8 protein-coding genes are annotated in these 14,795 nt (G+C 68.3%); 6 read left to right on the top strand and 2 right to left on the bottom strand.

Going from position 1 to position 14,795, the window contains the following annotated elements:
- Window positions 1–6: 6 nt before the first annotated feature.
- Window positions 7–4,866 carry an NAD-glutamate dehydrogenase gene (locus tag E4634_RS06200; RefSeq protein ID WP_135441883.1) on the bottom strand — a complete coding sequence of 1,620 codons (4,860 nt, stop codon included), beginning with the start codon at window positions 4,864–4,866 and terminating at the stop codon, window positions 7–9.
- Window positions 4,867–5,072: 206 nt separating this feature from the next.
- Between E4634_RS06200 and E4634_RS06195 the strand changes: the two genes are divergently transcribed.
- From E4634_RS06195 to E4634_RS06170, 6 genes are read left to right on the top strand one after another with little or no spacing between them, the layout of a single operon-like run.
- A complete protein-coding gene (locus tag E4634_RS06195; protein ID WP_135441882.1) occupies window positions 5,073–6,029 on the top strand; it encodes an AAA family ATPase in 957 nt (318 codons plus the stop codon).
- A 13-nt stretch (window positions 6,030–6,042) separates the two neighbouring features.
- Window positions 6,043–6,984, top strand: a complete 942-nt coding sequence (locus E4634_RS06190; protein ID WP_135441881.1) for a DUF58 domain-containing protein — start codon at window positions 6,043–6,045, stop codon at window positions 6,982–6,984.
- Window positions 6,981–7,463: a DUF4381 domain-containing protein gene (locus tag E4634_RS06185; protein WP_135441880.1), complete on the top strand. Its 483-nt coding sequence runs from the start codon at window positions 6,981–6,983 to the stop codon at window positions 7,461–7,463. The genes E4634_RS06190 and E4634_RS06185 overlap by 4 nt, the downstream gene beginning before the upstream one ends.
- Window positions 7,460–8,494, top strand: coding sequence for a vWA domain-containing protein (locus tag E4634_RS06180; RefSeq protein WP_135441878.1), 1,035 nt, complete (start codon window positions 7,460–7,462; stop codon window positions 8,492–8,494). The genes E4634_RS06185 and E4634_RS06180 overlap by 4 nt, the downstream gene beginning before the upstream one ends.
- Window positions 8,491–10,362, top strand: a complete 1,872-nt coding sequence (locus tag E4634_RS06175; RefSeq protein ID WP_240725105.1) for a VWA domain-containing protein — start codon at window positions 8,491–8,493, stop codon at window positions 10,360–10,362. The genes E4634_RS06180 and E4634_RS06175 overlap by 4 nt, the downstream gene beginning before the upstream one ends.
- The gene (locus tag E4634_RS06170) at window positions 10,343–12,037 is read left to right on the top strand and encodes a BatD family protein (RefSeq protein WP_135441876.1); all 1,695 of its coding nucleotides are present in this window, start codon (window positions 10,343–10,345) and stop codon (window positions 12,035–12,037) included. Before E4634_RS06175 ends, E4634_RS06170 begins: the two co-directional genes overlap by 20 nt.
- 86 nt (window positions 12,038–12,123) lie before the next feature.
- Here E4634_RS06170 and pepN read toward each other — a convergent pair whose 3' ends face one another.
- On the bottom strand, window positions 12,124–14,787 hold the full coding sequence (gene pepN / locus E4634_RS06165) for an aminopeptidase N (RefSeq protein ID WP_135441874.1): 2,664 nt from the start codon (window positions 14,785–14,787) through the stop codon (window positions 12,124–12,126).
- Between the last annotated feature and the right edge of the window lie 8 nt (window positions 14,788–14,795).

Below are 14,795 nucleotides of genomic sequence, written 5' to 3'. Positions count from 1 at the left end.
TCCCACCTATGACTGAAGCGCCGCGAGCCGGTTGCCACTCTGTGCGAGATCGAGCAGTTCCCGGTTTGCCACTGCGAACATACTGAAATCCGGGGTATCGTTGGCGTGTAACTCCGCCAGCATGCCCCGCCAGCGTTCCAGAAGCACTTCCTGCTGCGCCGACCAGTTCTCGATGCAGCGCTCGATATCGCCATCCGGCTCGAGGTAGCGCAACGCACTGACAGCGAGACTGCGCTGTTGCCACTCCAGGTCCTCCAGGTACGTATCCCTGGCCAGGGCCTGCCACTCGTTATCCACAACGCTGGCCAGGATCTGGGTGCTGAACCAGTCCAGTTCCAGGTACTCGCCGATATAGAAATACAGTCGCGCCATGTCCTCCAACTGCGCATCGTGCTCGACGGCCGCCTGGATAATGCCAAGGGCGGTGTAGGCCTGGTGGGTACCGGCCACCCGTTGGGCCAGTTCCTGGCCGACGCCGGCCTCCAGATAGCGGGCCAGGATCTCCTCGTACTGGGCTGCGGCGCGACCGCGCAGCATCCGCGGAAACGCGTCCGCGAGTTGCGCCAGGCCGGACCGGAACTCCGTCACCAGCGCGGTGGGCTGCAACTCGTGACGGCGGTTGCGCAGGATCCAGCGTGTCGCCCGGCGCACCAGGCGCAACAGGCTGAGCATCATGTCCATCTGCACGGCGGTACTGACCTTGAGGTCGAGCAGTTCGATCCAGTCCCACAGCTCGCGCAGGTTGTAGGCTTCCAGCACGGCAATGTAGGCGCGCGCCACGTCGGCGTGGGAGGCCCCGGTGGCACGTGACTGGCGCACCACGAAATTGAGACCCATGCGGTTGACGATATCGTTGGCCAGCTGGGTCGCCATGATCTCGCGGTGCAGGCGGTGGCTGCGCACCTCGTCGCCGTACTCGCGTACCAGGCGCTCCGGAAACGCCGTCTTGACCAGGTCGGCGAGGTGCGGGTCGCTGTCCAGGTCGGAGTCCATCAGCCGCTCCTTGAGGATGCCCTTGCTGTAGGACACCAGGGTGGAGAGCTCCGGCCGGGTGAAGGTCTGCCCGTGATTGCGGCGCTCGCCGAGTTCCTCGTCGCTGGGCAGAAACTCCAGCGCGCGGTCGATGCGGCCGTGCTGCTCCATCAGGTCGACGAAGCGGCGATACTCGCCGAAGCGGTCCTCCGCCTGCATCTCCACCAGGCTGATCGCCTGGGCCTGGCGGTAGTTGTTGTGCAGCACCAGCGCCGACACCGCGTCGGTCATCTCCTCGAGCAACTGGTTGCGCTGCTTCTGGGTGAGATCACCGCGCGCCACCACCGCGTTGAGCAGGATCTTGATGTTCACCTCGTGGTCCGAGCAGTCCACACCGCCGGCGTTGTCGATGAAGTCGGTATTGATGCGACCGCCGGCCAGCGCGTACTCCACGCGACCGAGCTGGGTGAGGCCGAGGTTGCCGCCCTCCCCCACCACCTTGCAGCGCAGGTCACGGCCATCCACGCGCAGGGCGTCGTTGGTCTTGTCGCCGACCGCGAGATGGCTTTCGCCGGAGCCCTTCACATAGGTGCCGATACCGCCGTTCCACAGCAGGTCGACCTCGGCCCGCAGCAGGTGGCTGATCAGCTCGTTGGGGGTGAGCTGCGCCGCGCTGATGCCAAAGCGGCTCGCCATCTCCGGGGTGATGGTGATCGACTTCGCGCTGCGCGCGAACACACCGCCGCCGGTGGAGATCAGTTCGCGATCGTAGTCGGTCCAGCTCGAGCGCGGCAGGTCGAACAGTCGCTGGCGCTCGGCATAGCTGGCGATGGGATCGGGCTCCGGGTCTATAAAAATATGCAGGTGGTTGAACGCCGCCAGCAGGCGGATGTGAGGGGACATCAGCATGCCGTTGCCGAACACGTCGCCGGACATATCGCCGATGCCGACCACGCTGAAGTCCGTGCTCTGTACGTCGAAGTCCATCTCGCGGAAGTGGCGCTGCACGGAGACCCAGGCGCCGCGCGCGGTAATGCCCATTTTCTTGTGGTCGTAGCCGGCACTGCCGCCGGAGGCAAAGGCGTCGCCGAGCCAGAAGTCATACTCCGCGGAGATGCCGTTGGCGATATCGGAAAAACTCGCCGTGCCCTTGTCCGCCGCCACTACCAGGTAGGGGTCGTCGTCGTCCTTGGCCACCACGTAGGGCGGGCGCACGATGGCCACGTCGCCGCGGTTGTCGGTGAGGTCGAGCAGGCCGCGGATGAACAGCTTGTAGCACTCGATGCCCTCCGCCTGCACCTCGTCGCGGCTCATGTCGGCGCGCAGCAGGCGCGCGACAAAACCGCCCTTGGCGCCGACCGGCACGATCACGGCATTCTTCACCTGCTGGGCTTTGACCAGGCCCAGCACCTCGGTGCGGAAGTCCTCGAGGCGGTCCGACCAGCGCAGGCCGCCGCGCGCCACCTTGCCGCCGCGCAGGTGCACGCCCTCGACCCGCGGCGAATAGACAAAGATCTCGTACATGGGCACCGGCCGCGGCACCTCGGGAATATCCGCGGGGCGCAGCTTCAGCGACAGGTAGGGCTTCAGACCGCCATCGGCCTGCTGCTGGAAGAAGTTGGTGCGCAGGGTCGCCTTGATCAACCTCACGTACTGGCGAATGATGCGGTCCTGGCCGAGGTTCTCGACCTGTTCCAGCGAGGCCAGGATAGTCTCTTCCACCGCCGCCTCACGCTGCGCGCGCCACTCGTCGTCGCCGTCGAATACCGGCGAGAAGCGGGTGAGGAACAGCTCCACCACCTGCGCGGTAATCTCCAGGTGATCCGCGGTGGTCTCGGCGATGTACTCGACACTGTAGGGGAAATTCAGCTGCCGCAGGTAGCGGGCATAGGCGCGCAGCAGCGCGATCTCGCGCCAGTTCAGGCGCGTGCCGATCAACAGCCGGTTGAAGGAATCGCTCTCCGCCTCGCCGAACCAGATACGCGCGAAGGCGTCCTCGAATTCATCTTTCACCTCTTCCAGGTCGATCTCCTGGGACAGGCAGTAGAGCATGGAAAATTCCTGCACCCAGTAGGCATCGCCGTCACTGGTGCGAATACCGTAGGGGCGTTCGGAGACCACGCGCAGGCCGAGGTTTTCCAGGATCGGCAGCACATCGGACAGCGGCAGGCTGCTGCCCGCGTGGTACAGGCGCAGGCGCAGCATCTGGTCGCTGTCCTCCGGCTGGCGGTACAGCGACATCGCCAGTTGCTCGCCGTTGCGCAAGGTGAGCAGCTTGCGGATGTCCGCCACTGCCATCCGCGGGTCGAAATCGTCGCGGTAGCCGGCGGGAAAGCCGCGGCCGAGCAGCGCGTCGTACTCGTGGCCCAGTTCCTCGCCGAACTCCTCCACCAGGCGGATACGCAGGCGGTCCTCCCAGACCAGCGCCGCCTGCACCACGTCTTCCTGCAACTGCGCCACGTCGTAGTCCAGCGGCAGCGCCGGGTTGACGCGCAGCACGAAGTAAACGCGCACCAGGATGGATTCGGTGAACAGCGTGGTGAACTCGGACTCCTCGGCCTTGAACGCGTTGGAGAGGATGTTCTCGATCTTCTCGCGCAGCTCCGTGGTGTAGCGATCGCGCGGCACGTAGACAATGCAATTGACGAACTTGCCGTGGGTATCGCTGCGCACGAACAGGCGGGTCTGGCGCCGTTCCTGGATACGGTTGATCGCGTTGACCGTGGAATACAGCTCCTGCACGCTGCTCTGGAACAGTTCATCGCGGGGATACAGCTCCAGCACACGCGACAGTTCGCGGGTCTCGTGCTCGGCCCAGTCGGTGTTGGACATCTCCATCACCTGCTGCACCTTGCGCCGCACGATGGGAATGTAGCGCGGGTGCATGGTGTACACCGACGAGGTGTACAGGCCGATGAAGCGGTGCTGGCCGATGAGCTCGCCGTCGGCGTCGAATACCCGGGCGCCGACGTAGTCCGGATAGCTCAGGCGGTGCACGCGGGAGCGGCAGCGGGACTTGGAAAAACTCAGCTGGTCGCGGTACAGCGCCGGCCTGTCCATGTGCGCGAGGTCCGCCTCGAGGTCCGCGACACCGCGGGTACTGCGCAGGCGCAGCAGGCCGAGGCGGCTGTCCTCGCGCACGCTGACCACCGGGTGCGGGCCGCTGTTGTCGACCTCCAGGTACTCGTAGCCGAGCAGGGTCATGTGCTGCTGCCGCAGCCAGACGAGGAAATCGCGCGCCTCCTCGCGCTGCGCCGCCTCGACGCAGGCGAACTGCATGACCTCCTCGGCCACCCCCTCCAGCCGCTCAGACATCGGCGCGAAATCGTCCACCACCAGTTCCACCTCGTGGATGATCTCGAGCAGGGTCTGGCGCAGTTCCTCCAGCTTTTCCGGGTGCGAGTGGCGCGCGATCTCGAAGTAGACCAGCGCCTCCTCCGGGCAGTCCTCATCGCACTCCTCGCTGTGGCCGAGCACCGCCTGCAACTCGCCGTCGGCGCCGCGACGCACGGCGAGGTTGGAACTGGTGACAATGTGGATAGGCAGGTTGCGACGGTTGATCTCACCGCGCACCGAGGCAGTGATGAACGGGATGCCGCGGCACAGGATGAGCATCACCGTATTCGCGCTGTCCCAGCCGTGGGACTGCACGCCGGGATTGAAAAATTCCACACGCGGCGTCGCGCTGTCCCAGCGGCGCATGAAACGCAGGATGGAATACAGGCAGCCGTAGAGGTTCTCCACCGAACGACCGCGCAGGTCTTCCAGGCTGAAGCGGCCGAACAGGGTTTCGGCGAGGTTGCGCAGGGATTCGCGGTCACCGGGCTCGGCGTGGCTTTCGATACGCGCGCCGAGGTCGGCGAGCAGTTGCTGCTTGGAAATTTCCCAGATCATGGCCAGGTTCCTTTTCTTGTCGCGGGCGCCGGCTTGCGGGTCCTGCGCCCCGCTCCAAGTCTAACGCAATCGCCACCCGGCAATCCGTGAACTTTTGCAGTCGGCACAAGTCACAGCTGCGCCCGCACCGGGCGAGGGCCTGTATCCGCCGATGCGGTGGGTTACAATGCCGCCCTCCGAACACCCAGTTCAGAACAGGAGTACGTGTGAGCAGCGCAGAATTGCGAGCCCTGCAAGAGTGGCTCAGCGGCCAGATCATCGGCCAGTCCCACCTCGTTCAACGACTCATCATCGCCCTGCTGGCAGACGGCCACCTGCTGGTCGAGGGCGCGCCAGGCCTGGCCAAGACGCGCGCCGTGAAGAGCCTGGCAGACGGCATCGAAGGCAATTTCCAGCGCATCCAGTTCACCCCGGACCTGCTGCCCGGCGATGTCACCGGCACCGATATCTTCCGGCCGCAACTGGGCAATTTCGAGTTCCAGCCCGGGCCGATCTTCCACAACATGGTGCTGGCGGACGAGATCAACCGCGCCCCGGCCAAGGTGCAGTCCGCGCTGCTCGAGGCAATGGCCGAGCGCCAGGTGAGCGTCGGCTCGCGCACCTACGAGCTGCCGCAGCTGTTCCTGGTCATGGCCACGCAGAACCCGATCGAGCAGGAGGGCACCTATCCGCTGCCCGAAGCGCAGCTCGACCGCTTCCTGCTGCACGTCAACGTCGGCTACCCCGATGCCCAGGCCGAGGCACAGATCCTGCGCCTGACGCGCAACGAGGCCGGTGGCGGCAGCGCCCAGCGCCCGCCCCCCCTGCCCCAGTCGACGATTTTTGCCGCCCGCCGCGAGGTGCTCGGCCTGCACATGTCGCCGGCGGTCGAGGAGTACATCGTGCAGCTGATCATGGCCACCCGCGAACCCGGGGCCTACAGCGTGCAACTGGCCCAATGGATCGAGTACGGCGGCAGCCCGCGGGCGACCATCGCACTGGACCGCTGCGCACGCGCCCACGCCTGGCTCGCCGGCCGCGACTTCGTCGGCCCGGACGATGTACAGGCGGTTGCCGCGGACGCCCTGCGCCACCGCCTGCTGCTGAGCTTCGAGGCGGAGGCCGCCGGCGTCACGCCGGACCAGGTGACCCGCGAACTCCTGGCCCTGGTGCCGGTGGGCTGAGCACCGCCGGACCATGCAAGCGGAACTGGTCGACGCCCCCGCGCGCGGCGCCTACACCGATCTCGAGGCGCTGATCGCCCTGCGCTTTCCCGCGCGCCAGCTGCAGCCGGCGCGGCGCAGCCGTGCGCTGGCGACGCTGGCCGGCGCCAACAAGTCCAACTTCCGCGGCCGCGGTATCGACTTCGACGAAGTGCGCATGTACCAGGCCGGCGACGATGTGCGCAGCATCGACTGGCGGGTTACCGCGCGCAGCGGCGAGGCGCATACCAAGCTGTTCCGCGAGGAGCGCGAACGCCCGGTGCTGGTGGTGGTGGACCAGCGCCCGGACATGTTCTTCGGCTCGCGCCACTGTTTTAAAAGCGTACTCGCAGCACACCTCGCGGCGCTGCTCGGCTGGGCCGCCCTGGAGGGCGGCGACCGCGTCGGCGGGCTGGTCTTCAACGGCGAGAGCCACCGCGAACTGCGCCCGCGCCGCTCCCGGCGCACGGTGCTGTCCCTGCTCTCGACCATCGACAGTTACAATCACGGCCTGCCCGGCAGCGGGCGCAGCGATGAACAGGGCTTCGCGCAGATGCTCGGCACCCTGCGCCGGGTGGCGCGCCCGGGCAGCAGCGTGTACCTGGTCAGCGATTTCCGCGGCGTAACCGGCGACGAGGCCGACAAGCACCTGTACCAGCTGGCGCGGCACTCCCAGGTCACCGCGGTGGCCTGCAGCGATGCGCTGGAGCAGCAGCTGCCGCGCGCCGGTACCTATGCGGTCAGCGACGGCAGCGCGCGCAGCGTACTGGACACCGCCGACCGCGGCCTGCGCCGGCGCTTCGAGGATGAGCGCGCGCAACACCAGTCCCTGCTGCAGCAGCGCATGGGGCGCCTGGGTATCCCCGTACTGCAGGCGCGCACGGACGACTCGCCGTTCCGCCTGCTGCAGACCTACTACGGGGCACCGCGCCGATGACGCCCGCAGGCCCCGATCCGCTGGCGCAGTTGCAGCCCCTGCGCATGCCCGACCCGGTCGGCTGGTGGCCGCTGGCGCCCGGCTGGTGGCTGCTCGCCGGCCTGCTGCTGCTCGGCCTCGGCCTGTTGCTGCGCTGGTTGCTGAAGCGCCGGCAGCGGCGCGCCTATCGTCGTATCGCCCTGGCGGCGCTCGGGCGCATTCGCGCCAGTTATGCCGAGGACACCGACGCCAGCGCCTGCCTCGCGGCGACCAACAGCCTGCTCAAGGCCGTCGCCCTGCGCGCCTACCCGCAGCGCGAGGTCGCCTCGCGCAGCGGCGAGCAGTGGTGCCGCTTCCTCGATGAAAGCCTCGGCGAGGACGCCGGCTTCAGCGCCGACATGCTGGTGGCCCAGTACCGGCCGGAACCGCCCGCCGGCGACGTGCACCGCCACCTGCAACTGGCCGAACGCTGGATTCGCCGCCACCGGGAGGCCGCATGATCGAGTGGCTGTGGCCGTGGATGCTGTTGCTGGCGCCGCTGCCCTGGCTGTGGCGCCGGTTGGCGCCGCCGGCCGGCGGCGAGCAGCCGGCTATCCGCGCGCCGTTCTACTCTCAATGGTCGCAACTGGCACAGGAGCAGCGCGGCACCCCCACGCGCGGCGGCCTGTCCCTGCTCGCGCTGTGGGCGGTGTGGATACTGCTGCTGCTGGCGGCGGCGCGCCCGCAGTGGATCGGCGAAGTGCAGGAAATTCCCGAGAGCGGCCGCGACCTGATGCTGGCCGTGGACATCTCCGGCTCCATGCAGGTCGAGGACATGAAGGCCGGCCAGCGCATGGTCAGCCGCATGCTGGCGGTGAAGCAACTGGGCGGACAGTTTATCGCCGAACGCCAGGGCGACCGCCTCGGGCTGATCCTGTTCGGCAGCCGGGCCTACGTGCAGTCGCCGCTATCCTTCGACACCGCCACAGTGAAGCGTTTCCTTGACGAGTCGCAGATCGGCTTCGCCGGCCAGGACACCGCCATCGGCGACGCTATCGGCCTGGCGGTCAAGCGCCTCAAGGACCGCCCCGCCGACCAGCGCGTGCTGATCCTGCTCAGCGACGGACGCGACACGGCCAGCTCGGTGCAGCCGCTGGACGCCGCGCAACTGGCCGCCGACCTCGGCATCCGAATTTACACCATCGGCATCGGCGCCGACCGCATGGTCATGCCCGGCGTGTTCGGCTCGGCGTTCGGCTCGCGCCAGGTGAACCCCTCGGCGGACCTCGACGAGGACAGCCTGTCGCGCATCGCAACCATGACCGGCGGCAAGTATTTCCGCGCGCGCAACCCGCAGGAACTGGCCGGCATCTACCAGCTGCTCGACGAACTGGAGCCGATCGAACTGGACAGCGCGAGCTACCGCCCGCGGCGCGCGCTGGGCTACCTGCCGCTGGCACTGGCGCTGGCGCTGAGTTTTGCCCTCGCCGCGCAACGACTGTGGCAGCGCGGTGCGTTGCGCGCGGCGTGGCGTCAGGGGGCCGTGGAATGAACCTGCACCTGATCCGGCCCGAGTGGCTGTGGGTACTGCTGCCGGCCGCCCTGTTCGCCCTGGCCCTGTGGCGCGGCAACCGCAGCAGCGGCCAGTGGCAGGACGTGGTCGACCCCGCCCTGTTGCAGCACCTGCTGGTCGGCGAAACCGGTGGCCGGCGGCGCAACCTCACGCCCTGGTTGCTCGCCCTGTGGTGTGTCGCGATTCTCGCCCTCGCCGGGCCCAGCATGCGCAAGATCCCGCAACCGCTGCACGAGAAGCGCGACGCGCTGGTGGTGCTGCTGGACCTCAGCTACTCGATGACCGCCGGCGACCTGGCCCCGACACGCATCGACCGCGCGCGGCAGAAGCTGCGCGACCTGCTGGAGCAGCGCCGCGAGGGGCAGACCGCCCTGGTCGCCTACGCCGGTGATGCACACGTGGTCACGCCGCTCACCGACGACACGCCGACCATCGCCAACCTGCTGCCGGCACTGGAGCCGTCGATCATGCCGGTGCCGGGCTCGCAACCCGCCGAGGCGGCGCAGCTGGCGCTGGAACTACTGCATTCCGCCGGCGCCCGCGGCGGCCGCCTGTTGTTGCTCACCGACGGCATCGACGATGCCGACCGCGACGCGCTGGTCGACCTGTTGCGCGGCAGCGGCGTGTCGCTGTCGATACTCGGTATCGGCACCGCCGAAGGCGCGCCGCTGCCGCTACCCGACGGGGGCTTCCTGAAAGATCAGCGCGGCGCCATCGTCATGCCCGGACTCGACGAGGACCAACTGCGCCGCACCGCCGCGCAGGCGGATGGGCGCTACCAGCGCATGCAGCTCGACGACAGCGACCTGCGCTACCTGCTCGCCGAAGACACGCTCCCGGGCAGCGGCGATACCCAGGCCCTGGCGCGTACCGCGGACACCTGGGAAGACCAGGGCTACCTGCTGGTGTTGTGCCTGCTGCCCGCGGTACTGGCCCTGTTCCGCCGCGGCTGGATCGCCTGCCTGCTGCCCTTGCTCCTGCTGCCGGCGCCGCAGGCCGCGCGCGCCGACGCCTGGGACGACCTCTGGCTGACCCGCGACCAGCAGGGCCAGCAGGCCCTGCAGGCGCAGGACTACGAGAGCGCTGCAAAGCTGTTCGAGGACCCGGCGCGCGCCGGCGCCGCCGCCTACCAGGGCGGCGACTACGCCGCGGCGGAGCAGGACTTCGCCCGCGGCGACAGTGCCGACGACTGGTACAACCGGGGCAACGCGCTGGCCCGCCAGGGCAAGCTCGAAGAAGCGCTGGACGCCTACGACGCATCACTGGAGCGCGACCCGGAGCGAGCCGATGCCCAGGCCAACCGGCAAGTAGTGGAAGACCTGCTCAAACAACAGCAGGAGCAACAACAGCAACAGGACAAGGGCGGCGACCAGGACCAGCAACAGCAGGGTGAGTCCGGCGACCAACAGCAGGGCGACTCCAGCGGCCAGGACTCTGACAACCAGGAGCAGGGCGAACAGTCCCCGTCCGAAAGCGGCCAATCCGACGCCAGCGGGCAGGACGGTTCACGCCAGGAGCCGGCGCAATCCCCCGGCCAGGACAAGCAGACGCCGGATGGCGAGGACCCGGCGGACGGGGCCGGCCAGGCACAACAGCCCGAGGGCGAGGACACGGGGCAGCAGGCGCAATCAGCACAGGAAAGCGACGGGGATGGCGACGGCGAGCAACGCGATGTGAGCGCCGCTACCGAGGCCGGCACCGAGGGCAGCGAGCGCGACCAGGCCCTGGAACAGTGGCTGCGCCGCGTGCCCGACGATCCCGCCGGCCTGCTGCGCGAGAAATTCCGGTACGAGAGCCGGCAACGGCAACAACAGGGAAACAGCGAGAATGACGACAGCAACTGGTAGGGCCCTGTGCTACTGCATCGCGCTCGCGCTGCTGCTGCTCGGTCCGGCGGCGCGCGCCGCGGTCAACGCCGCGGTGGATCGCAACAACGTGGCCCTGGGGGACACCCTGGTGCTGACCCTGACCGCCACCGCGGACGAGAACCTGCAGGGCGTGGACACCAGCCACCTGGCCGCCGACTTCGAAATACTGTCGAGCAACACGCGCAGCAGCATCAGCATCATCAACGGCACGCGCACGGAAAAACGCGAGCTGACCCTGGAGATCGCCCCGCGCCGCACCGGCGTACTGGCCATCCCGCCGTTCAGCATCAGCGGCCAGCGCACCCAGGCGCTGCGCATCCAGGTGCGCGACGCGCCGCAGATGGACCCCGGTTCGGAGACCGTGCTGTTCAGCGCAGAGGTCGACCGAAAACAGGTTTACGTGCAGGGCCAGGTGCTGCTGACCCTGCGTATCCAGCAGTCGATCAACCTGGACCGCCCCGCGATCAGCGAACTGAAGATCGACGACGCCTTCGTCGTGCAGTTGGAGCAGAAGTCTTTCCAGCGCCGCATTCGCGGCCGGCTGTGGCTGGTGCAGGAAGTGCGTTACGCGCTGTTCCCGGAACACAGCGGCACCCTGGTCATTCCCGAGCAGGAGTTCACCGCGCGCGAGAGCAGCGGCCACCGCAGCCTGTTCGACCCGACACCGCGCGGCCGCCTGGTGCGGCGCAGTGCCGGTCCGCTGCAGGTGGAGGTACTGCCGCGGCCGCTGGCCTTCAACGGCGGCGACTGGCTGCCGGCTCGCGACCTGCAGATCGAGGAGGGGTGGTCCAGCGACCCGGACCAGCTGCGCGTCGGGGAATCCGTCACCCGCACCATCCGCCTGCGCGGCGAGGGCCTGCAGGGTGCGCAGCTGCCGCCGGTGCTCTACCGCCCGCAGGACGGCGTGAAGTTCTATCCCGACCAGCCGAACATCGAGGACCGGGAAATAGGCAGCGGCCTGCTGGGAGTGCGCGAGGACAGCGTCGCCATCGTCCCCACACGCACCGGTACGCTGGAGCTGCCGGCGGTGGAAATCCCCTGGTGGGATATCGAGAGCGACAGCCTGAAAACCGCAATCCTGCCCGCGCGCACGGTCCACGTCGGCGCGGCCGGCAGTGCCGGTGCCGCCGCGCCCGGTAACGCGCAACAGACCGGTCTGGCGCCGGCCGCGCCGTTAGCGGGCAGTACCGCGGACGACCAGACAGGGCCTGGCTACCTGTGGCCGGCCCTGGCCGCGTTCTGCGCACTGGGCTGGGCGCTCACCCTGTTCCTGTTGCTGCGTCGCCCGCGCCAGGCGGGGCCGCCGCTCAGCACGGCGCAAACAGTGAAGCCCGGCAGCCGCGCGGCCTATCGCAATTTGCTCGCCGCCTGCACCTCGGGCGCCGCGACCCAGGCGCGCAGCGCGCTGATCACCTGGGCCGGCTACCGGCCCGGCGCCGGCCCGGTGACCTCGCTGGCCGAGGTTAGGGCACTGTTCAACGACAGCGAACTGGATGCGGCGCTGGATGCGCTGGAGGCCTCGCTCTACGGCGCCGGCGGGGACACCTGGCATGGCGATTCACTGCGCGCTGCAGTGGAGCGCCTGCACAGACAGGCCGGGAAGGAAACCGCGGGACTGGACGAGGAAGATCTCGCGTTGTACCCGCGGCGATAGGGCAACCGGGCGCCAGTTGCCCGGCTGTTTCAACCTGAATCAGGCCGACCAGAATTGGACCGGCGGAAAAGGTCCGGCTGCTCCGGTCAGGCCGACTGCGACAGCGACTTGCTGACCAGTTCGTAGACGTCCGGCGACAGCCCGGGCAGCGCCGCAAGGCGCTCCAGTTCCGCACACATCGCCTCGCCGCGGCCGCGATAGCGCCGCCAGCGGGTCAGCGGCGTGAGCAGACGGGCGGCGATCTGCGGGTTGCTCGCGTTGAGCTTTTCCACCACCTCGCCGAGCAGGGCGTAACCGGCACCGTCCTCGCGGTGGAAATGCACCGGGTTCTGGCCGGCGAAAGCGCCGACAAGTGCACGCACCTTGTTCGGGTTGCGCAGGTCGAAGGCCGGGTGTGCCATCAGCGTGCGCACCCGATCCAGTACGCCGGCGTCGGGCATGGTCGCCTGCAGTGTGAGCCAGTGGTTGATCGCCAGGGTCTCGTCCTGCCAGTCCTCGTAGAACGCCTGCAGGGGCGCTGCCCAATCGCCTTCACCACCGTAGCAGGCCAGGCAACGCAGCGCGGCCAGGCGCTCGGTGAGGTTGTCCGCGGCCTGGTACTGGGCGCGCGCCATGTCCAGGTGCGCGGCATCCGCGCAGGCCAGGTAATCCAGGCACAGGTTGCGCAGGGCGCGCCGGCCGATCTCGTCACCTTCGGCAACATAGGGTCGCGCGCTGGACAGGGCCTGGTAGCGGCGCAGCAGCAGCTCGCGGCAGCCGACGCCGAGGGCGGCCTGTACCGCGGCGCGGGCGGCGTGGATCAGGTCCACATCGGCCACGCCCTCCTCGCACAGCTCAGCCAGGTAGTTCTCGCCGGGCAGGGTGAGCATCTCCGCCACCATCGCGTGCTCCAGGGACTCGTCCTCGAGCAGGCTGGCACAGGCCTCCAGCAGCAGCGCATCGACCTGCGGCGCCTCGCCGGCGGCGAGCTGCGCCTGGACGTCACCGATCACCTGGGTAGCCAGGGCCTGGGCGCTGTCCCAGCGTACGAAACCGTCGTCGTCGCGGCTCATCAACTGGCACAGCGCGACTCGCGAGAAGGGGTAGTCCAGGCGCACCGGCGCGGAGAAGCCGCGCAGCAGGGAGGGCACCGGCCGCTCGCCGACACCGACGAACTCGAAGCGCTGCTGCGCCTGATCGACCACCAGCACGCGGTGGGTGTTATCTGCGGTCTCGGCGTCCGGCTCCTCGCCGGCCAGGCGCAGGGGCAGGTTGCCGGCGTCGCCGAGCAGGCCCATGGCCAGCGGGATCACGAACGGCTGCTTGCCCGGCTGGCCGGGGGTCGGCGGACAGCTCTGGCTGACCTCGAGCACGTAGGTCTGGGCGTCCTCGTCGTAACTGTCGCGCACCCGCAGCAGCGGCGTGCCGGCCTGGGAGTACCAGCGCCGGAACTGGCCGAGGTCGACGCCGCTGGCGTCCTCCATGGCGCGCACGAAGTCCTCGCAGGTCACCGCCTGGCCGTCGTGACGCTGGAAATACAGGTCGGAACCGCGACGGAAGTCCTCGGCACCGAGCAGCGTGTGGATCATGCGCACGACTTCCGCGCCCTTCTCGTACACCGTCAGCGTGTAGAAATTGTTGATCTCGATGTACGCCTCGGGCCGCACCGGGTGCGCCATGGGGCCGGCGTCCTCGGCGAACTGGGCGGTGCGCAACAGGGTGACGTCCTCCACGCGCTTGACCGTGCGCGAGCCGACATCGGCGGAGAACTCCGCGTCGCGAAACACGGTGAAGCCCTCCTTCAGGCTGAGCTGGAACCAGTCGCGGCAGGTCACGCGGTTGCCGCTCCAGTTGTGGAAATATTCGTGGGCGACGATCGCCTCCACGCGCTGGTAGCCGCGGTCCGTGGTGATGTTCGGGTCGCACAGCACGCACGAAGTGTTGAAGATGTTGAGGCTCTTGTTCTCCATCGCGCCCATGTTGAAGTCGTCAACGGCGACGATGTTGAAGATGTCCAGGTCGTACATGCGTCCGTAGACTTCCTCGTCCCAGCGCATGGAGCGTTGCAGCGAGCCCATGGCATGCTCGCACTTGCCCAGGTCCTTGGCCTCCACGTACAGGCGCAGGCACACCTCGCGGCCGCTGGCGGTGGTGAACTGGTCCTCGACGCACTCGAGGTCGCCGGCCACCAGCGCAAACAGGTAACAGGGCTTGGGGAAGGGGTCGTGCCACAGCACCTGGCGGCGGCCGTCGTCGAGGGTGCGATCCTCCAGCAGGTTGCCGTTGGACAGCAGCACCGGGTAGCGCACCGGGTCGGCAGTGATCGTCACCGTAAACACGGACATGACATCGGGCCGGTCCAGGTAATAGGTGATTTTACGGAAGCCCTCCGCTTCGCATTGGGTGCAGAACATGGTGTGCGACTTGTACAGGCCTTCCAGCGAACTGTTGTCCTGGGGGCGGATGCGGGTCTTCACCGAGAGCACGCACTGCTCGGGCAGCTTGTCGATGACCAGCGTGTCTTCGTCGACACTGTAGGCGTCCTCCACCAGCACGTCGCGGTCGATGGCCACCTCCAGCAGTTCCAGCTCCTGCCCCTGCAATACCAGCGGCGGCTCCCCGGCGTGCTCGGGTGAGCGCAGCAGGTGCAGGCGCGAGTGCACGATGGTGTGCTCCTCGCCGAGCTCGAAATGCAGTTCGGTGCGGTTGATCAGGAACGCGGGCGCGCTGTAGTCCTTGAGGTAGATCGTGCCGGGGTTGGCTTCTCGCATGATGGGCC

It is taken from the genome of Mangrovimicrobium sediminis (assembly GCF_004745945.1).
Classification (GTDB): Bacteria; Pseudomonadota; Gammaproteobacteria; order Pseudomonadales; family Halieaceae; genus Mangrovimicrobium; species Mangrovimicrobium sediminis.
Note: the sequence above shows the minus strand (reverse complement) of the source record. Positions and strands in the feature narration are given on the sequence as shown.

Bases quoted from the DNA above. Each gene is read 5' to 3' on its own strand.
- E4634_RS06180 (WP_135441878.1), top strand. From the start codon at position 7,460: ATGATCGAGTGGCTGTGGCCGTGGATGCTGTTGCTGGCGCCGCTGCCC.
- E4634_RS06170 (WP_135441876.1), top strand. From the start codon at position 10,343: ATGACGACAGCAACTGGTAGGGCCCTGTGCTACTGCATCGCGCTCGCG.
- pepN (WP_135441874.1), bottom strand. From the start codon at position 14,787: ATGCGAGAAGCCAACCCCGGCACGATCTACCTCAAGGACTACAGCGCG.
- E4634_RS06190 (WP_135441881.1), top strand. From the start codon at position 6,043: ATGCAAGCGGAACTGGTCGACGCCCCCGCGCGCGGCGCCTACACCGAT.
- E4634_RS06175 (WP_240725105.1), top strand. From the start codon at position 8,491: ATGAACCTGCACCTGATCCGGCCCGAGTGGCTGTGGGTACTGCTGCCG.
- E4634_RS06200 (WP_135441883.1), bottom strand. From the start codon at position 4,866: ATGATCTGGGAAATTTCCAAGCAGCAACTGCTCGCCGACCTCGGCGCG.
- E4634_RS06185 (WP_135441880.1), top strand. From the start codon at position 6,981: ATGACGCCCGCAGGCCCCGATCCGCTGGCGCAGTTGCAGCCCCTGCGC.